Source organism: Nonomuraea sp. NPDC050547, from assembly GCF_044457345.1.
Taxonomy (GTDB): Bacteria; Actinomycetota; Actinomycetes; order Streptosporangiales; family Streptosporangiaceae; genus Nonomuraea.
Genome location: NZ_JBITGW010000030.1, coordinates 60,253 through 77,670, shown reverse-complemented (window position 1 = coordinate 77,670; position 17,418 = coordinate 60,253). Strand labels below are relative to the sequence as shown.

Genomic DNA, 17,418 nt, shown 5'->3' with positions numbered 1-17,418 from the left:
CGCCTCAGACCCCCGTGGTGTTGCGGGGGTAGGCGATCTGCGGGTCCGTCGCGATGTTCACCATGTACGGCACGCCGGAGTCGAAGGCCCGCCGCAGCGCGGGACCGATCTCCGACGGCCTGGTCACCAGCTCGCCGCCGCCGCCCAGCGCCGTCACCACCTGGTCGTAGCGGGTCTGCGGCCGCAGCTCGGCGGCCACGTCGTAGCCGTAGAGCATCTGCATCGGGTGCTTCTCCAGGCCCCAGATGCCGTTGTTGCCGCAGATCATGACGACGGGCAGGCCGTGCCGTACCAGGGAGTCGACGTCCATGAGGGAGAAGCCCGCGGCGCCGTCGCCGAGCAGCAGCACGACCTGCGAGGACGGGCGGGCCAGGCGGGCGGCGATCGAGTAGCCGAGACCGGTCCCCAGGCAGCCGTACGGGCCGGGGTCGAGCCAGTTGCCCGGCTGCTTCGGCTCCACGTACTTGCCCGCGTAGGAGACGAAGTCGCCGCCGTCGCCGATCACCACGGCGTCGTCGGCGAGGATCTTGTTCAGTTCGCCGTAGATGCGCATGGGGTGGATCGGGTCGGAGCCGGCGGTCAGGAGGTCGGCGTCGGCGGCGACGGCCGCGGCCGCGGTCTCGGCCAGCCTGGCGGTCCAGGGGGCGTAGCGGGCGGGCTTGATGTCGGCTTCGCCGCATGCCGTACCCAGGCTCCAGAAGACCACCGACAGGTCGCCCGCGGCCGACGCGGCCGGTTGCATGTGGGTGGCGAGCTGCGACGGCGCGTCCACGATGTGCACCACGCGCGCCAGCGAGGTGCCGTTCTTGCCGCCGAACCAGCCGTAGCCCAGGCGGAAGTCGAGCGGGGTGCCGACCACGATGACCAGGTCCGCCTCGCCGAACGCCTGTCCGCGGGCACGCGTGACCAGCAGGTCGTGGCCGGCGGGCAGGATGCCGCGGCCCTGGCCGTTGAGGATCACCGGCAGCTTCCACGACTCGGCGAAGTCGCGGGCCGCCTCCTCGGCGCGGTCCATCCACACGTCGGAGCCGAGCACCAGCACCGGCCGCTCCGCCTCTCCGATCAGACGGGCGATCGTCGCGACGTCATCCGGGTCCGGCTCCAGCGGCGACGGGGTCTGGGTGTCGGCGGCGTGCACGGGCGAGGGGGAGAACAGGTGGTCCATGGCGAAGTCGATGAACACCGGGCCGCGGTGCGGCGCGATCGCCGTGCGGAAGGCCATCTCGACGTCCTGGCCGATCGAGTCGGGGCCGGTGGCGGTGAAGGCCAGCTTGGTGATCGGTTCGAGCAGGGGAGGATGGTTCAGCTCCTGGAGCGCGCCGCTGCCCCAGCGCGACTGCGGCGCCCGGCCGCCCATCACGACCAGGGGCGAGCCGTTGAAATGCGCGGTGGCGACGCCGCTGACACCGTTCGTGATGCCGGGGCCGGCGGTCAGCACCGCCAGGCCGGGCTTGCGGGTGAGCCTCGCCGTGGCCTCGGCGGCGAAGACGGCGCTCTGCTCGTGGCGTACGTCGAGGATCCGCATGTCCTCGTGCACCGCGCCGTCGTACAACGGGAAGACGTGGCCTCCGGAGAGGGTGAACATGGTCTCGATGCCATAGGCCTTGGACACGGCGACGGCTGCGTCACCGGCATGCTTCGCGGACTCCATGCCGGGAACCTACCAACCAGTCACCTCCTCAAACAGAGGTCATCCACAGCAGATGTCGACCCGGCCGTACTGGGCACGGGCGTCGATCTTGCGGACCGAGGAAGGGTCGTGGACCACGTCGACGTCGGGGGTCTCCGCCTGGACGGTGACGTCATAGGCGCCGTCCTCCACGTTGATCCTGATGTCGCCCTGCGTGCGGACCAGCGCCTTCACGTTCATGGGCCGCTCACGGAAGTTGAGCTCGACCTGTCCCTCGCCGGTCTCGGTGTCGGCCGTGTCGCCGCGCAGGTCGTAGGCGCGGATGCTGCCGGAACCACTGCGCGCCCACAACGTGCCCACGGTCTGGGTGACGCCGATGTCCCCGGAGACCGTGGTCATGCGGACGTCGCCGTACAGGCTGTCGACCCGGAGGGTGCCGGCCTCCACCGTCGCGTCCAGGTTGGTCTCCGAGGGCACGAAGACCGTGTAGTCGGTGTCGCACGTGAGGCGGCGGTCGTTGTTGATGTTGGGGCAGTCCGCGGCCAGGCGCAGGGTGGTGCCGTTCCAGTCCTCGGAGACGTTCGGCCGCGTCTCCGACCAGCGCAGCCGCTGGTCGAGCTGGATCTCGCCGGCGGCGCCCGGCACGATCGACACGCTCACGTCGCCGCGCGCCTCGATCTGGAGCTTCTTGCCGACGAAAGGGATGGTGCGCGTGCTCTGGTGCGTCGGCGGGCGGGCACGGGCGAAGCCCGCCCACATCCCGCCGCCGGCCAGGAACAGCGCGAGCACCGTCAGCACGGCGCCGAACGTCAGCCAGACCGCCCTCACAGCGCGCTCCTGATCTTGAGGAAGTGCAGGACCGCCAGCACCCGGCGGTGGTCGCCTTCGGCGGGCGAGAGGTCGAGCTTGGTGAAGATGTTGCCGATGTGCTTGCCGACCGCCCCTTCGCTGAGCACGAGCTCCTGCCCGATGCCGGCGTTCGAGCGGCCCTCGGCCATCAGCTTCAGCACCTCCTGCTCGCGCGGGGTGAGCCGGTCGAGCGGGTCGCTGTGCCCGCGCAGGAGAAGCTGGGAGACCACCTCGGGGTCCAGGACCGTGCCGCCCGCCGCCACCCGGCGCAGCGCGTCGATGAACTCGGTCACGTCGGCCACCCGGTCCTTCAACAGGTAACCGACGCTGCCGGTCGCCGAGGAGAGCAACTGGGCGGCGTAGCGTTCCTCGACGTACTGCGAGAGCACCAGAACGGCCAGCTCCGGCTGCTGGCGGCGCAGCACGAGCGCGGCGCGCAGGCCCTCGTCGGTGTGCGTGGGCGGCATCCGGACGTCGGTCAGCACGAGGTCGGGCCGGTGCTCGTCGGCGGCCCGCAACAGCCCCTCGGCGTCGCCCGAGGTCGCCACCACCCGCATGCCGGAGGCTTCGAGCAGCCGGATGAGCCCTTCCCTGAGCAGAACGGAGTCCTCGGCCAGCACTACTCGCACGGTAGCTCCACTTCGATCATCGTCGGCCCGCCGAGCGGGCTTTCCAGGTGCAGCGATCCATCCACCGAGCGGACGCGTTGCGCCAGCCCGCGCAGCCCGGTTCCGCCCTCCATGCTGGCCCCGCCCCGCCCGTCGTCCACGATCGTCAGCGTCAGCCATTGGTCGCGCCGGCGCACCGAGATCTCGGCGGACCGCGCCTGGGCGTGCTTGGCGATGTTGGTGAGCGCCTCGGATACCACGAAGAACGCGACCGCCTCGATGGTGGGCGAGACCCGTTGGGCGATGTCGACGCGCAGCCGTACCGGCACCAGGGAGCGGGCGGCGACGCCGGACAGGGCCGCGTCCAGGCCCTGGTCGTTGAGTACCGCGGGGTGCAGGCCGCGCACGAAGTCGCGTAGCTCGCGCAGGGCCTGCTTGGCCTCCTCGTGCGCCTGCTCGATGGCTTCCTTGGCGGGCGCCGGCAGGTCGGTGAGGGTGGCGCGGGCCAGGCCCAGGTTCATGGCCAGCGACACCAGCCGCTGCTGGGCGCCGTCGTGCAGGTCACGCTCGATGCGGCGGCGCTCGGCGTCGGCGGCGTCGATCACGCCCGCCCTGCTCTCCTGGAGGTTCTCGATGCGCTCGCCGAGCTCAGCGTGGCTCGGCCCCAGCAGCGCCCGCGCGATCGAGATCTCCAGTACAGCCATCGCCCGCGCCGCGATCGGAGCCAGCATCAGCATGGCCAGTCCCACGGCCGTGAACAACGACGCCACGACCGGATTGCGCAGATCGAACCTGAACACCCCCGGCGGCGGCTGCAGCACCGGCTGCAGGAACGCGGTCAGCCCCACCACCCCGCCGCCCCACAACCCGCAGACCAGCACGACAGCGAACGCGCTCAGCACCGGCGCCAGCAAGTGGAAGCCGATCTGCCGCCACAGCCGCCGGTCGCGCCAGGCCGTGCTGCGCGGCACCGGCGGCAGCACGAACCCCAGGAAGGCGGCCAGGCGCGAACGCTGCACCGCGGTCAGGCCGCGCACGCTGCGCCGCAGCACCGGCGGCAGGACGGCCAGCACGACCGTCAGCACGGCGAGCACCACGGCGATCGGCACACCGGTCACGACATGCGCCGTGTCCAGCCAGGTACGCGCCGACCAGGGGCGGGGGACTTTCATGCTCTCCAACCTATGGACTGGCCGCCGATCCTCGACAGGGGTCTGCTGGGCGAAGTGGGGGTGGTGCTAGCCCCACCCTGCCTTACGTCCGAACCAGTGGGCCACGATCCGCATCTCACGAAGGGGGACCGGGACAGGGGAGGAACGATGATGACGACAGGGATCGCCCTCGCGGCGGTGACCGCGACGCTGGTGTGGGGCGTACCCGCGCAGGCCGCCTCTTCGGCGCTGCCGAAGGGCCTCCTGCTGACGGAGGCCGCCGCGCGCGGGCCGCACAAGGACGTCGAGCAATGGAAGATCAGCGACGCGCGTACGGCGGGCCTGCTGCTCGACCCGTGCGAGCACCGCTACTGGTCCGGCAAGAAGGCGGCCGACCGGGGCCGGATCGCCTCCCGGACGATCGTCAAGACGGTCGAGGTCGAGTCCTGGGGTGAGCAGGTGGCCCTCTACCGCGACGTGAAGGCGGCCAAGACGGTCATGAACGGCCTGCGCGCCGACCTGAAGCGCTGCGCCGTCAGCGGCGACGACTTCCTGAAGTCCACCTACACCAGCCGTCCGCTCAAGGTCGGCGACGAGGGCATCAGGGCGGTCCAGCGGGACTACGAGGGGGCCATGCGCTTCGTCGCGGTCAGGAAGGGTGCGGCCGTGCTCATCTACATCGAGGTCGGCGACTCCGGGCGCGGGCTGCCGGTCAAGGACTTCAAGGCGCTGGTGAAGCAGGCCAGGACGATGGCGGCACGGGTGTGCGGACTGCCGCAGGCCCGCTGCCGGAACGCCTGACGGTCACCACGCGGGCTTGAACGTCTGGCGGAACCTCGCGGGGTCGAAACCGCCCCCCAATGTGGGACCGAGGGCGGCGTGGGCCAGTGCGGCGAAGTCGGGGTGGCCGGCGGCGTTCGCGGGAAGCGCGCCGGCCAGCGGACGGGCGGCCAGCATCTCCAGGTCGGCCACGTTCAGGCGCTCGGCCAGGTCCGGCTCGTCCGGCCACGACCCGATCACCAGCCCGGCCAGGTCGAGGCCCCGGTGCGCGAGCGCCTCCAGCGTCAGCGCGGTGTGGTTGAGCGTGCCGAGCCCGGGGCCCGCCACGACCAGCACCTGCGCGGTCAGCAGCCGGGCCAGGTCGGCGAGCGTGGTGCCGTCCTCGTCGAAGCGCACCAGCAGGCCGCCCACGCCTTCGACCAGGACGAGCTGGTTCGACTCCGCCAGCTCCCGCACCCGCACCGCCACCTCGGGCAGCGACACCGGCGGCAGACCGCTCGCGCGGGCAGCCGCCGCGGGCGAGAGCGGGTCCGGGTAGCGGGCGAACTCGAAGGTGGTGGTGACCCCGGAGAGCCTGATCACCTCGTCCAGGTCAGCGGGTTCGCCGGGCCTCACGCCGGTCTGGGCGGGCTTGACCACGGCCACGTTCGCGCCCCGCCGCCTGGCCAGGGCGGCGACCGCGGCGGTGACGACCGTCATGCCCACTCCGGTGTCGGTCCCCGTGACTACCACGACACTCATGAGGCCCACGATAGCGACCGCACGGCCGGCCCAGGGCGCGGCCGTCACGGCGAGGTGGCGGCGCGCCCGATGGGCGTGGAAGCGACTTGGGGTGCGCGGGTGGTGGCGGGGGGTGGGTGGTGCGGCTTGCCGTAAGGGGGAATGGAGTTTTAGGGGCGGCGTAGGCGGGTGACGAATTTGTAGCGGTCGCCGCGGTAGAGGGATTGTGCCCACTCGACCGGATTGCCGTCGGCGTCGAAGGCGTGGCGGGTCAGCAGGAGCATCGGGAGGCCGACGTCCACGCCGAGGGCCTTCGCGTCGTACGGCGTGGCGAGGACCGTCTCGATGATCTCCTCGGCGTCCGTGAGGCGCACGTTGTAGGCGTTGTGCAGCGTCTCGTAGAGCGAGGAGTGCACTTCCAGCTCGCGGCGCAGCCTGGGGAAGCGGCGGGCCGAGAGGTGGGTGGTGTCGATGGAGACGGGTTCGCCGTTGGCCAGGCGCAGGCGGTGGATGCGCAGCACGCGTCCGCCCGGGTTGATGGCCAGGCGGCGGGCGAGCGGCTCGTCGGCGGTGATGTAGCCGATCTCCAGGATCTTGGTGTCCGGTTCGAGCCCGGCGGTGCGCAGGTCGCCGATGTAAGAGGTCAGCTGCAGGACCTGCGCCACCTTGGGCTGGGCGACAAATGTGCCCTTGCCCTGGATGCGCAGCAGCCTGCCCTCCACCACGAGCTCGGTGAGCGCCTGGCGCACCGTCGTGCGCGACGTCTCGAAGCGTACGGCCAGCGTCCGCTCGGGCGGCAGCGCGGTACCCGGCGGCAGGCTCTTGGTCAGTTCGAGCAGGCTGCGTTTGACGTCGTAGTACTTAGGTACGCGAGGGGGGTCCTCAGTCACGCTCTCACCTTCACTTCTGCCACGGCGGTGAGGGCGTGTCTGATCACCGCGAGATCATCGGAACTCAGATTGGCCCGAGCGGTCAACCACAGGCAAGAGTGTCGTGTGGGCACTGGCGGCGGCCGGAGGCATCCGACGCGTACGCCGTGCTCCGCACAGGTGGCGGCGACCCCCAGTGCGGTCTCCGGCGCCCCTCGGACGACCGGCACGACAGCTCCTGCCGGGACGCCGGTATCCAGGCCGGACTCGCGGGCCACGGCGGCCAGCTCGCCCGCCTGGACACGCGCGCGTACTGGCAGCTCAGGCTGACTGAGAAGGATATCCACCACGGGGCATGCGGCGCTCACGCGGGCCTGGGCTGGGGCCGTGTCCGAGGTGAACGACCTCGCTGAGTCGATCAACGTGCTGGTCACCTCCGGGGTCGCTCGCACAGTTCCGGCTGGGAAACTGAGCGATGGGGACAGTGTGACGGTTCTCACAATGTGAGATTCCCGAAAAAACCCATTTGAGTGCACAATCCCCCACCCTTCCCCGCCCCTGCCCCACCCCACCCCACCGACCCTCACCCGCCCCACCACGCCTCCTGCCTCGGGCCGCCCGCACCTCCGGCATCTGCCAGGCCCGCACCCCCACCAGGCCCGCACCCCCACCTGTCTGCACCTCCACCCGCCCACCACAGCTCCGTCTTCCCGCCCGCCGCGCCTCGCCCCCACCGCGCCGCGTCCCTCCGGCCAGGCCTGACCCTCCACCTGCCCCGCGCCTCCACCCGTCCACCGCACCAGTGGCCGCCGGTTCCGCACCCCGGCGTCTCCGCTCGGCCACCGCACCAGCGGCCTTCGGCCTCGTGTCTCCTGGGCCGCCTGTGCCCGACGTGCTCGGGTCGGCGTCGTCCGTGTGCCCTTCGGTGTCCGGGCTTCCGCCCCCATTAGCAACCGGGTAGTTGTGCCCGGGATTGGTCCCGTAGGGCGCGAAACGGCTCGGGCAGCGGGTGGTCGGTTTGGTTGTAGCGGTGCTAAGCACGCATGATGCACTCGTGCCGACTCTCAGCGACCTCGTCGTCCGCCACACCGCCCTTGACGAGGCTGATCTCGATTGGCTGCACTCGCTGGTCTCCGACTGGCAGCTGCTGGCCGACCTCTCGTTCGCCGATCTCATCCTGTGGACGCCCCTGCTGGAGGAGCGTGGCTGGATCGCGATCGCGCAGATGCGTCCCACCACCGGCCCCACCGTCTACCACGACGACATCGTCGGCAGCGTCGTCGGCCGCGGCGAGCGCCATCTGATCGACACCGCGTGGAACGAGCGCCGCATCTGCCGCGAGGGCGACCCCGACTGGTCGACGGGCGTTCCGGTCCGCGAGGAGACGATTCCGGTACGCCGCACGCTGCCCGACGGCTCCGGCCGCTTCATCGGCGTCATCCAGCGCTCCACGAACCTGTCGTCGGCCCGCACCCCCTCCCGCCTCGAACTCACCTACCTTCAGAGCGCCTCCGACCTGGCCCAGATGGTGGCGGAGGGACGGTTCCCGTTCTCGGGGGAGGAGCCGATCCTGGTGCGGTCGCCCCGGGTGGGCGACGGCCTGCTCAGGCTGGACCGTGCCGGACGCGTCACCTACGCCTCCCCGAACGCCCTGTCCGCCTACCGCCGCCTGGGCCTGCACGCCGACCTCGTGGGCGCCGAGCTGGGCCGCGTCACGGCGCAGCTCTGCTACTCCGACGAGCCCATCAACGAGGACCTCATGATCGTGGCCAGCGGGCGCGCGGCCAAGGAGACCGAGGTGGAGTCGGGCGGCACGATCGTTCAGCTCCGGGCGATCCCGTTGATCGTGGGCGGCGGCCGTATCGGAGCGCTGGTCCTCATCCGCGACGTCACCGAGCTGCGCCGCCGCGAACGCGAGCTGATGACCAAGGACGCCACCATCCGCGAGATCCACCACCGCGTCAAGAACAACCTCCAGACCGTGGCCGCCCTCCTCCGCCTCCAGGCCAGGCGCCTACGCGTCCCCGAGGGCAGGGAGGCGTTGGAAGAGGCGGTGCGCCGCGTGGGTTCGATCGCGATCGTGCACGAGACGCTCTCGCACGCCCCCGAGGAGTTCGTGGACTTCGACGACATCGCCGACCGCGTGATCGCCATGGCGGGAGAGGTGTCGGCTCCCGAGGCCGCCGTCACCCCGCGCCGGGTGGGCGCGTTCGGCATCCTCCCGTCGCTGATCGCCACCCCGCTGGCCATGGCGCTGACCGAACTCCTCCAGAACGCCCTCCAGCACGGCCGCCCCAAGCGCCTCCAGGTGGTGGTGAAGGCCGAGCCCGAGCGCCTGAACATCCTCGTCTGGGACGACGGCCTGGGCCTCCCCGAGGACTTCGACCTGGAGAACTCCACCAGCCTCGGCCTGCAGATCGTCCGCACCCTGGTGGTCGGCGAACTCTCCGGCAAACTCGCCCTGGCCCCTCGCGACGGCGGCGGCACCGAGGCCTCCCTCTCGATCCCCCTCCCCACCGCCCCTCCCGACACGTCCCGCCCCTAGGACGCGCCGCAACAGGCCATTTCGAGGGTACGGCGGGCGTGTTCCTGGGGATACGCGGGATGCGAGCCCTGGGGCCGGAGGCAGGGCTGACGGCACCACTCAGGGCGCGAGAGCGGTGGCCGCGTAAGCTCGGGTGGCTGCGCGAGCTTGGGGTGACGCGGCGTTGGCCTGCGATTTTGGTGGTCGGCGCTTGGGCTGGGCCGGTCAGGCGTTGCGGGGGTGGCATGCGGGAGCCGCCACGGCGCGTTCTTGGTCGTCCAAGGGGTCGGACCACTTGGGCGGCCAAGGATGCGCCGTGACGGCGGGTACCACGTCCGACGTGAGAAGCGATCCCCACGATCGGCGCCCGCCAAGGGCGGCGGGTGGTGTCAGGCCGGCTGTGCCGTACCTTATGATGATCTTCAAAGACCTTGTGCTCAGAGGGCGGCGGCGCGAGTGCGGGCGCGGCGGCGCTTGAGTGCGCGGCGCTCGTCTTCGCTCAGGCCACCCCACACGCCGGCGTCCTGACCGGACTCCAGCGCCCACTTCAGGCACTTCTCGACGGCCGAGCAGGAACGACAGACCTGCTTGGCCTCCTCGATCTGCATGAGCGCGGGGCCGGTGTTGCCGATCGGGAAGAACAGCTCGGGGTCCACGTCACGGCAGGCAGCTCGGTGGCGCCAGTCCATGCGTCACTCCTTAGTGGATGGAGCCGGTGGTTGACTCCGTGCGGCTAGTACTTTGTGAAGAGATTCACTAACTCGCGCGAACCTTTCCCGAATCCTGTGGACCCGGGGATGCCCGCTGAACACCGGCAGACCTCTAAGGGGCTGATTAAAGGTCCTACGTTCCGATGTCATTCACGAGCTTTTCAGCCACGCAGAGTGCACGCAAGAGGGTTGGTGGGAAGTTTTGGCGGAGATGGATGTCGGATGCGTCACACAATGACCGAATGTAACCATCTAGACCAGAACTTGTAACGCGTTCGGTGTAGCCCGGAATGTGATGGATTCTCGCTCGCCGAGGTAGTCACCGTCGAGCTGAAAGGCGACGGGGCGTTCGGCGGTCAGCGTGAACTCGGCCTCGTCGTGCAACTGGACCAGGTGGCGTCCGGACGGAAGGCGATCACTCTCCGTGAGGATCTTGCGGATCAGCGGCACCATGGTCGGGAGCCCCAGCCGCTGGAGCCCCAGCAGGTCGAGCCCGGTCTCGAAACTCGCCCACGGAGTAGGGGTGACCGGATGCGTGCCCACGTAGGTCCAGGGCGAGGTGTTCGAGATGATCGCCATGAAGATTCCGTGCGCGGTCGGGATGCCGGGGCCGGTGAGCGTCATGGCCGGGGTGCGCTTGTCGGTGGCGACATAGTGGCGTAGCGCGGTGTTCACATAACGTGCGGGAGTGGCCTTTCTGCCGCTCCCGCGCAGCCCCTCGACGGCCCTGATCACCTCGGCGTCATAGCCCATGCCCGAACAGAAGATGAAGTACCTGCCCTCATCCTCCCATTGGGCATGTCCCAAACTCACGATCCGCCGCCGGTCCTCCCGCAGCGCCTCCAGTACCGCCCCCGTGGCCTCGACAGGGTCGTTGGGCAGGCCGAGCGCGCGGGCGAAGACGTTCGCGCTGCCGCCGGGGATCACGATGAGCGCGGGCCGCTCGGTCGCGCTGGTGGCGGACGTGTTGAGCAGGCCGTTCACCGTTTCGTTGACGGTCCCGTCCCCACCGAGTACGGCTACCGCGTCGAACCCCTTCGCCGCCGCCTTCCCGGCCAGAGCCGCCGCGTGCCCGCGATAGCCGGTCTCCTCGACGGTCAGATCAACGGCGGCGCCCAGGGCGCGGATGAGGACGTCGCGGGTCCGCGAGTTCGTGGTGGTCGCCTTGGGGTTGACCAGCAACATCGCACGCATGCTTCCACCGTAACCGCTACCTGATCGCCCCACTCCTCCCACACCCACCCAAAAACCCCACACCCACCAAACCCCAAGAACCAGAACAACCCGACCACCCGGGTGAAGCGGCTTCGACGAGCCACAACCCGGCGGCGTTAGCCCGCGCTCTTCCCGGCGCCGAGACGGCGGGACGTTGGGCGGTGGGGCTCGGCGCTCTCGGCAGGTGGCCGGCCTGGGGCACGGTGGCTGGTCAACGTGGGCCGTGACGGCGGGGACCACGTCCGACGTGAGAAGCGACCCCCACGATCGGCGCCCGCCCGCGACGGCGGGTGGGGGCGGCTGGGCTTGCCGTAACGGAGCGTGGGCTTGTGAGGGGGGCTTGTGAGAGGGGCTTGTGAGAGGAGAAGAGCAGCGACGGCCGAGGAGGGAATGGCGGCTAGGGTGAAGGGGTGACGCGTCCTGGGACTTTGTTGGTGGCGGCGGTGTTGGTGGCCCTGGAGGGGCTGGTGGCCCTGGGCCTGGGGGTTTACGTCGCCGTCGAGGCCATCGTGGGCAGGCCGGAGAGCATGACGAGCGCCGTCGCTGAGGCCGGGTTCGGGCTGCTGGTCGGGGCCGGGTTGCTGTGGGTCGCGTGGGGCGGGTTGTTCAAGGTGGAGCGGTGGGGGAGGGCGCCGAGCGTGCTCACCCAGATCTTCATGATCCCGGTGGCTGTCACGCTGATCCAGGCGGACCGGCCGGCCCTGGGGTTCCCGCTGATGGCGGTCGCCCTGGTCGGCCTCGGCGTGCTGCTGGCGCCCCCCACCACGAAGGCGCTCTACGGGGAGGACGGCTAGTCCTCGGCGGTCAGTCCCTCGCGTAGCTGCGCGAGCGTGCGGGCCAGCAGGCGCGATACGTGCATCTGCGAGATCCCGAGCTCGGTGGCGATCTGCGACTGCGTCATGTTCCCGAAGAACCGCAGCAGCAGGATGCGCTTCTCGCGCGGCGGCAGCCGTTCGAGCAGCGGTTTGAGCGATTCGCGGTACTCGACGCCTTCGAGCGACTCGTCCACGATGCCGAGCGAGTCGGACACGGCGGGCGCGTCGTCGTCGCCGGAGTCGGGCGCGTCGAGCGAGACGGTCGAGTAGGCGTTGGCCGACTCCAGGCCCTCCAGAACCTCTTCCTCGGTCATCTTGAGGAAGGCGGCCAGTTCGGCCACGGTCGGGGCGCGGCCCTCGCGCTGCGACAGTTCGCTTATCGCCTTCGTCAGCGACAGCTTCAGCTCCTGCAGGCGGCGTGGTACGCGGACCGCCCAGCCCTTGTCGCGGAAGTGACGCTTGATCTCGCCGACGATCGTCGGCGTGGCGTAGGTGGAGAACTCCACGCCGCGAGCGAGGTCGAAGCGGTCGATGGACTTGATCAGGCCGATGGTGGCGACCTGGGTGAGGTCGTCCAGCCATTCGCCGCGGTTGCGGAAGCGGCGGGCCAGGTACTCGACAAGGGGAAGGTGAAGCTCGACCAGCTCGTCCCGGATGCGCTGACGGCGCGGCTCGTCGGGACCTAGCTCGGCCAGCTCGGCGAAGAGCATGCGGGCACGCACCCTGTCGGGGACGGCGTGTTCGCTGGTGGCCATGGCTCCAGTCCTTTCCGTCACGCCGGCCTCGCCGCGCCTCGGCGCTTACGCAGGACGATCGCCATGCGGTCGGGGGAGTCGGTCACGGCGTCCACGTCATCCGCAAGGGCGGTCAGCACCATCCACGCGAAGTCATCGCGTTTGGGCGCCGAGTTGCCCACGGTCGCGACCTCCACACTGACCTGCATCTCCTGCCCGGTCAGCTCGAACTCGGCCGTCAGGTCGGTGCCTGGCACCGCCTCGGTCAGCAGCATGGCGCACGCCTCGTCGACGGCGATCCGCAGATCCTCGATCTCGTCGAGCGTGAAGTCAAGCCGCGCGGCCAGCCCGGCGGTTGCCGTACGCAGCACGGACAGGTAGGCGCTCGCTGCGGGGAGCCTGATGCTCACCACGTCGCGGATGCCCGCCACGCCCTCAGCGCGCGTCTCGGTTTCCTCGGTCACGTTCCTCCCTCGGGTCAGCGACCCCGTACGGTTTCGACGCTGACTGCAACTTACCGCCCCGGAGAGGTGCTTGGCGGATTCAGACTCGCCAACGAACGAAAAGGCTCTGCGTGGCTGGTACCACACAGAGCCTTATCTCCCGATTTAGGCGGCCTTAGTCGCCCAGAAGATCTTGGAGATTTCGTCGATCTTGCCGAGAAGGTCGTCGGCCTTGGCCACGTCTACCGTGCCCTTGCCGCCCGCCGCGCCGGCCAGCTTCGTGGCCTCCCAGAACAGCTGGTGCAGCTGCGGGTACTGCTCCAGGTGCGGGGGCTTGAAGTAGTCGGTCCAGAGCACCCACAGGTGGTGCTTGACGAGCTCGCTGCGCTCCTCCTTGATCGTGAGGGCGCGCGAGCGGAAGACCGGGTCCTCGTTGCCGGCGTACTTCTCCATGATCGCCTTGACCGACTCCGCCTCGATCCGGGCCTGAGCGGGGTCGTAGACGCCGCAGGGCAGGTCGCAGTGAGCGGAAGCGACATGCTTGGGTCGTAGCAGTCGTGCGAGCATCAGAAAGTCCTTCCTTGATGCTGAGTCAGCTTGGTCCGGTTACCGACCTTACTCGGCTGCAAACGCCCATGGATGAGGGGGTCACAGCACATGAGAGTGCGTGTCGAAGGGGACTCCATGCGGCCCGCGCTCCGTCCGGGCGACTGGCTGCTGGTACGGCAGGGCGCCACGGTCCACCCGGGAGACCTGGTCGTCGCCCGCCTGCCCGGCGATCCCGCGCGCCTCATCGTCAAGCGGGCCCAATGGCACGGCGAGGAGGGATGGTGGCTGGAGAGCGACAACCAGCGCGCTCCGGGCAGACGCGACAGCTGGGACTTCGGCCCGGTCGACGACATCGTGGGCCGTGTCGTGCTGCGCTACTGGCCGTTGCTCAGGTTGCCCAGCCATTTGTCGCGCAACCGCGCGTAGGTTCCGTCTTTTCTGGCACGTTCCAGAACCGTGTTCACCGTGCGGAGCAGCTCGGTGTCTCCCTTGCGTACGGCGATGCCGTACTCCTCGCCGGTCTCCAGGCTCTCCAGCAGCTTCAGCTCCTTGCCGAGCTTGAGCTTGGTCAGCCAGAGCGCGATCACCGGCCGGTCCTGGATCAGCGCGTCCACGTGTCCGGCCTGCAGCCCGATCAGCTGCTGCAGCGAGTCGTCGTACTCGACGACGGTCAGGCCCTTCTCGCGCGCGTAGTCGGCGCCCGTGGTGCCCGTCTGGACGCCGACCTTGATCTTGGCGCCCGTCAGCTTCTTCAGCTTGCTGTCCCTGCGCACCAGGACGGCCTGAGAGGCCTCGAAGTAGGGCGTGGAGAAGTCGAGGTTCTTCTTGCGCTCGGCGGTGATCGTGATTCCGGCGGCGGCCAGGTCGCAGGTGCCGTCGTTGAGCGCGCTGCCGTTCTGGATGGCGTCGAACTCGACGCTGACGACCTTGAGCGGCCGGCGCAGTTCCTGGGCCACCAGGGAGACCAGGTCCACGTCGAAGCCGACGATGACGCCCTCCTGCTCGAACTCGAACGGCTCGTAGGGCGTGTTGGTGCACATGGTGAGGGCGCCGGAGGGGTCGCCGTGCCGTACGCGCTCGGTTCCGCAGGCGGCGAGCGCGAGCAGCGCGAGACCGGCCGAGATCACCGCGCGACGTCTCACGCGGGCGGGGGAGCCCGCATGAGACGTTCTGCCGCGTGCGGTGCTCATCAGCCCTCGGGGTGCAGGACGCGCCGCAGGAACGCCCTGGTCCGCTCGTGCTGCGGGTCGCCGATGAGCTGGGCGGGGGTGCCCTCCTCGACGATCACGCCGCCGTCCATGAACACGACCCGGTCGGCCACCTCGCGGGCGAAGCCCATCTCGTGGGTGACGACCATCATCGTCATGCCCTCCTCCGCCAGCTTGCGCATGACCGTGAGCACGTCGCCGACGAGCTCGGGGTCGAGGGCGCTGGTGGGCTCGTCGAACAGCATCAGGTCGGGGTTCATCGCCAGCGCCCTGGCGATGGCCACGCGCTGCTGCTGGCCGCCGGAGAGCTCGGAGGGGCGGGCGGAGCACTTGGCGCCCACGCCCACCTTGTCCAGGTTCTCCCTGGCGATGATCTCCGCTTCCTTCTTGCTGCGCTTGAGGACCCGCTGCTGGGAGATCATGACGTTCTGCAGAGCCGTCATGTGCGGGAACAGGTTGAACTGCTGGAAGACCATGCCGATGCGGCGGCGTACGGCGTCGATGTCCACGTCGGGGTCGGTCACCTCGACGCCCTCGACGAACACCTTGCCCTCGGTCGGCTGCTCCAGCATGTTCACACAGCGGAGCAGCGTGGACTTGCCCGAGCCCGACGGCCCGATGACGCAGACGACCTGTCCGGGATCGATGGTGAAGTCGATGCCCTTGAGCACGTGGTTGTCGCCGAAGCTCTTGTGCAGGTTCCTGACGTCGATGGCGTGTGGCGTCATCGTTTCTCCAGCCTGCGTGCGAGGTAGCCGAGCGGGATCGTGACCAGGAGGTAGGTGATGCCCGCCGCCATGATCGGAGTGGCGTTGGAGTGCTCGGAGGCCAGGTCGTTGCCGAACTTGGCCAGCTCCACGTACTGGCTCGACACCCCGAGGAACAACACCAGCGAGGAGTCCTTGAGCAGCATCACGAACTGGTTGGTCGTCGGCGGGATGACGATCCTGACGGCCTGCGGGACGACCACCGTGAACAGCGCCCTGCTCGCCGACATGCCGAGCGATCGGGCGGCCTCGGTCTGGCCCTTCGGCACGGCCTGGAGTCCGGCGCGGAAGACCTCGGCCTGGTAGGCCGCGCCGATCACGCCGAGGCCGAGGAAGACCGAGCCGTAAATGCCGAAGGGCAACACGAAGCCGGGCAGCGCCACCGGAAGGAAGGTGATCATGATGAAGATCAGGACCGCGGGCAGGCCGCGGAAGATCTCGATGTAGATCGTCGCGATCCACCTGTAGACGGCCACCTGGGACATGCGCATGAGCGCGAAGAGCAGCCCGAAGACGAAGGCGAGGATGAACCCGCCCAACGTGTAGACGACCGTGTTCTTCAACGCGATCGTAAACAACTCGGGAAGCGTTTCCCGGGCGACATCGAGTTTGGCGAAGTTCTGGGCCAGGTTCGGCCAGTCCACGTAGAAGACCAGCCCGATGGCGGCGAGGCCCAGGACGACGTACTGGACGATCCGCGTGACCCGCTGCTTCTGGCGAGGGCTGAGCCGGGCCCGGCCCGGCTCAGCCACCGTAGACGGCTTCATCAGCCCAGCTCACCAGGCTTCTTGTCGAACCACTTCACGAAGATCTGCTCGTAGGTGCCGTCCTTCTTGGCGGCCTCGATCGACTCGTTGATGGTCTTGAGCAGGACCGGGTCGGCGTTCTTCTTGAGGCCGATGCCGTACTGCTCGCCGGTGTCGAGGCTGGCGATCACCTCGAACTTGGCGGCCACGTCCGGCTTCTTCAGCCAGGTGAGCACGACGGGCAGGTCCTGGACGATGACGTCGGCCTGGCCGGCCTGCAGGGCGAGCAGTTCCTTGGCCGAGTCGGCGTACTCGACCGGGTCGAAGCCCTTGCCCTTCACGAACTCCAGGCCGGTGGTGCTGGCCTGGGCGCCGAGCTTGAGTCCCTTGGCCTTGACGTCGTCCAGTGACGTGGCGCCGGTGCCCTTCTTGGCCAGCAGGGCCTGGGTGGCGTCGAAGTACGGCACGGAGAAGTCGATGTTCTTCTGACGCTCAGGAGTGATCGTCATGCCCGCGGCGGCGACGTCGCACTTGCCGGAGGCCATGGCCGCGCCGCTCTTGATCTGGGCGAAGTCGATGTCGACGATTTCCTGGGTCACGCCGAGCTTCTTGGCGGCCAGGTCGACGATGTCGACGTCGAACCCCACCACCTTGTCGCCTTCCTTGAACTGGAAAGGTTCATAAGGGATGTTCGTGCATGTCGTGAGCTTGCCGGGGTTCACCAGCTTGGCGCCGCCCGCGGCGGTGCCGCCCGTCGGTTGCGCGGTGTCGGTGCCCGCCTGCTGGCCGCCGCAGGCGGACAGCGTCAGGGCGGCGGTGATAGCGAGCGTGCCTACGGCGTAGCCACGGCGTCGCGAGGACCAGAGGGCCATGTTCGGCCTCCTCATGAGGTATGCCACGAAAGTAAGGTTTTGTGAAGTTTAGATGGCGGTTAGTAGCAGTCCGTGCGTTCTGATTTAACGATGCGTCAACAGAACGGCGTCAGCTCCGACACCTGATCTATCTCACCATGTGGCACAATCATGAAACGGGTGACCCCCGTACCCCTCACGAGACGACCCATCGACGAGGGGAACCTGGCAGCTACCGAAGCCAGGCCT

The 17,418-nt window shown here is 69.3% G+C and carries 19 protein-coding genes; 4 read left to right on the top strand and 15 right to left on the bottom strand.

All coding sequences use genetic code 11. The features are described 5' to 3' along the window. Positions 1 to 4: 4 nt before the first annotated feature. Genes ACIBHY_RS50710 through ACIBHY_RS50695 form a run of 4 tightly spaced genes read right to left on the bottom strand, consistent with a single transcriptional unit; the run spans position 5 to position 4,259 of the window. On the bottom strand, positions 5 to 1,651 hold the full coding sequence (locus tag ACIBHY_RS50710) for an acetolactate synthase (protein WP_397310573.1): 1,647 nt from the start codon (positions 1,649 to 1,651) through the stop codon (positions 5 to 7). 39 nt (positions 1,652 to 1,690) lie between these two features. Further along, a complete protein-coding gene (locus tag ACIBHY_RS50705; protein WP_397310572.1) occupies positions 1,691 to 2,458 on the bottom strand; it encodes a DUF4097 family beta strand repeat-containing protein in 768 nt (255 codons plus the stop codon). Next, on the bottom strand, positions 2,455 to 3,108 hold the full coding sequence (locus tag ACIBHY_RS50700; protein ID WP_397258126.1) for a response regulator: 654 nt from the start codon (positions 3,106 to 3,108) through the stop codon (positions 2,455 to 2,457). The genes ACIBHY_RS50705 and ACIBHY_RS50700 overlap by 4 nt, the downstream gene beginning before the upstream one ends. Then, positions 3,099 to 4,259: a histidine kinase gene (locus ACIBHY_RS50695; protein WP_397310571.1), complete on the bottom strand. Its 1,161-nt coding sequence runs from the start codon at positions 4,257 to 4,259 to the stop codon at positions 3,099 to 3,101. The genes ACIBHY_RS50700 and ACIBHY_RS50695 overlap by 10 nt, the downstream gene beginning before the upstream one ends. A gap of 147 nt (positions 4,260 to 4,406) precedes the next feature. On the opposite strand from ACIBHY_RS50695, the gene ACIBHY_RS50690 reads away from it, so the two are divergent. Continuing rightward, positions 4,407 to 5,039 (top strand): hypothetical protein, encoded by a 633-nt coding sequence (locus ACIBHY_RS50690; protein WP_397310570.1) that lies wholly within the window; start codon positions 4,407 to 4,409, stop codon positions 5,037 to 5,039. Positions 5,040 to 5,042: 3 nt separating this feature from the next. On the opposite strand, the gene bioD is transcribed toward ACIBHY_RS50690, so the two are convergent. Next, the gene (bioD, locus tag ACIBHY_RS50685) at positions 5,043 to 5,759 is read right to left on the bottom strand and encodes a dethiobiotin synthase (RefSeq protein ID WP_397310569.1); all 717 of its coding nucleotides are present in this window, start codon (positions 5,757 to 5,759) and stop codon (positions 5,043 to 5,045) included. 149 nt (positions 5,760 to 5,908) lie between these two features. Continuing rightward, on the bottom strand, positions 5,909 to 6,628 hold the full coding sequence (locus ACIBHY_RS50680) for a GntR family transcriptional regulator (RefSeq protein ID WP_184972473.1): 720 nt from the start codon (positions 6,626 to 6,628) through the stop codon (positions 5,909 to 5,911). A gap of 1,033 nt (positions 6,629 to 7,661) precedes the next feature. Between ACIBHY_RS50680 and ACIBHY_RS50675 the strand changes: the two genes are divergently transcribed. Continuing rightward, positions 7,662 to 9,152: a histidine kinase N-terminal domain-containing protein gene (locus ACIBHY_RS50675; protein ID WP_397258117.1), complete on the top strand. Its 1,491-nt coding sequence runs from the start codon at positions 7,662 to 7,664 to the stop codon at positions 9,150 to 9,152. A gap of 416 nt (positions 9,153 to 9,568) precedes the next feature. Here the strand turns inward: ACIBHY_RS50675 and ACIBHY_RS50670 are convergent, their stop codons facing one another. Further along, a complete protein-coding gene (locus ACIBHY_RS50670; RefSeq protein WP_184972476.1) occupies positions 9,569 to 9,820 on the bottom strand; it encodes a WhiB family transcriptional regulator in 252 nt (83 codons plus the stop codon). 273 nt (positions 9,821 to 10,093) lie between these two features. Next, positions 10,094 to 11,035, bottom strand: coding sequence for a diacylglycerol/lipid kinase family protein (locus ACIBHY_RS50665; RefSeq protein ID WP_397258115.1), 942 nt, complete (start codon positions 11,033 to 11,035; stop codon positions 10,094 to 10,096). Between the two features lie 455 nt (positions 11,036 to 11,490). On the opposite strand from ACIBHY_RS50665, the gene ACIBHY_RS50660 reads away from it, so the two are divergent. Beyond that, complete coding sequence (locus ACIBHY_RS50660) at positions 11,491 to 11,850, top strand: hypothetical protein (RefSeq protein ID WP_397258113.1); 360 nt, start codon at positions 11,491 to 11,493, stop codon at positions 11,848 to 11,850. Here ACIBHY_RS50660 and ACIBHY_RS50655 read toward each other — a convergent pair. The 3 genes from ACIBHY_RS50655 to sodN form a co-directional block, all read right to left on the bottom strand. Continuing rightward, entirely contained in the window at positions 11,847 to 12,626 is a 780-nt protein-coding gene (locus ACIBHY_RS50655) for an RNA polymerase sigma factor SigF (RefSeq protein ID WP_379612213.1), read from the bottom strand. The two genes, ACIBHY_RS50660 and ACIBHY_RS50655, sit on opposite strands and share 4 nt — an antisense overlap. Before the next feature lie 17 nt (positions 12,627 to 12,643). After that, complete coding sequence (locus tag ACIBHY_RS50650; RefSeq protein WP_184972484.1) at positions 12,644 to 13,069, bottom strand: anti-sigma factor; 426 nt, start codon at positions 13,067 to 13,069, stop codon at positions 12,644 to 12,646. Between the two features lie 144 nt (positions 13,070 to 13,213). Further along, positions 13,214 to 13,615, bottom strand: coding sequence for a superoxide dismutase, Ni (sodN, locus tag ACIBHY_RS50645; RefSeq protein ID WP_221341572.1), 402 nt, complete (start codon positions 13,613 to 13,615; stop codon positions 13,214 to 13,216). A gap of 72 nt (positions 13,616 to 13,687) precedes the next feature. Here sodN and ACIBHY_RS50640 point away from each other — a divergent pair, with 72 nt between their 5' ends. Then, on the top strand, positions 13,688 to 14,023 hold the full coding sequence (locus tag ACIBHY_RS50640) for a S24 family peptidase (RefSeq protein WP_397310568.1): 336 nt from the start codon (positions 13,688 to 13,690) through the stop codon (positions 14,021 to 14,023). Here ACIBHY_RS50640 and ACIBHY_RS50635 read toward each other — a convergent pair. Genes ACIBHY_RS50635 through ACIBHY_RS50620 form a run of 4 tightly spaced genes read right to left on the bottom strand, consistent with a single transcriptional unit; the run spans position 13,972 to position 17,190 of the window. Then, entirely contained in the window at positions 13,972 to 14,739 is a 768-nt protein-coding gene (locus ACIBHY_RS50635) for an ABC transporter substrate-binding protein (RefSeq protein WP_397310566.1), read from the bottom strand. The genes ACIBHY_RS50640 and ACIBHY_RS50635 overlap by 52 nt on opposite strands. A 47-nt stretch (positions 14,740 to 14,786) precedes the next feature. Beyond that, entirely contained in the window at positions 14,787 to 15,533 is a 747-nt protein-coding gene (locus ACIBHY_RS50630) for an amino acid ABC transporter ATP-binding protein (RefSeq protein WP_397258107.1), read from the bottom strand. Continuing rightward, positions 15,530 to 16,339: an amino acid ABC transporter permease gene (locus ACIBHY_RS50625; protein WP_397258105.1), complete on the bottom strand. Its 810-nt coding sequence runs from the start codon at positions 16,337 to 16,339 to the stop codon at positions 15,530 to 15,532. The genes ACIBHY_RS50630 and ACIBHY_RS50625 overlap by 4 nt, the downstream gene beginning before the upstream one ends. Further along, positions 16,339 to 17,190: an ABC transporter substrate-binding protein gene (locus ACIBHY_RS50620; RefSeq protein ID WP_397258103.1), complete on the bottom strand. Its 852-nt coding sequence runs from the start codon at positions 17,188 to 17,190 to the stop codon at positions 16,339 to 16,341. The genes ACIBHY_RS50625 and ACIBHY_RS50620 overlap by 1 nt, the downstream gene beginning before the upstream one ends. Positions 17,191 to 17,418 lie beyond the last annotated feature (228 nt).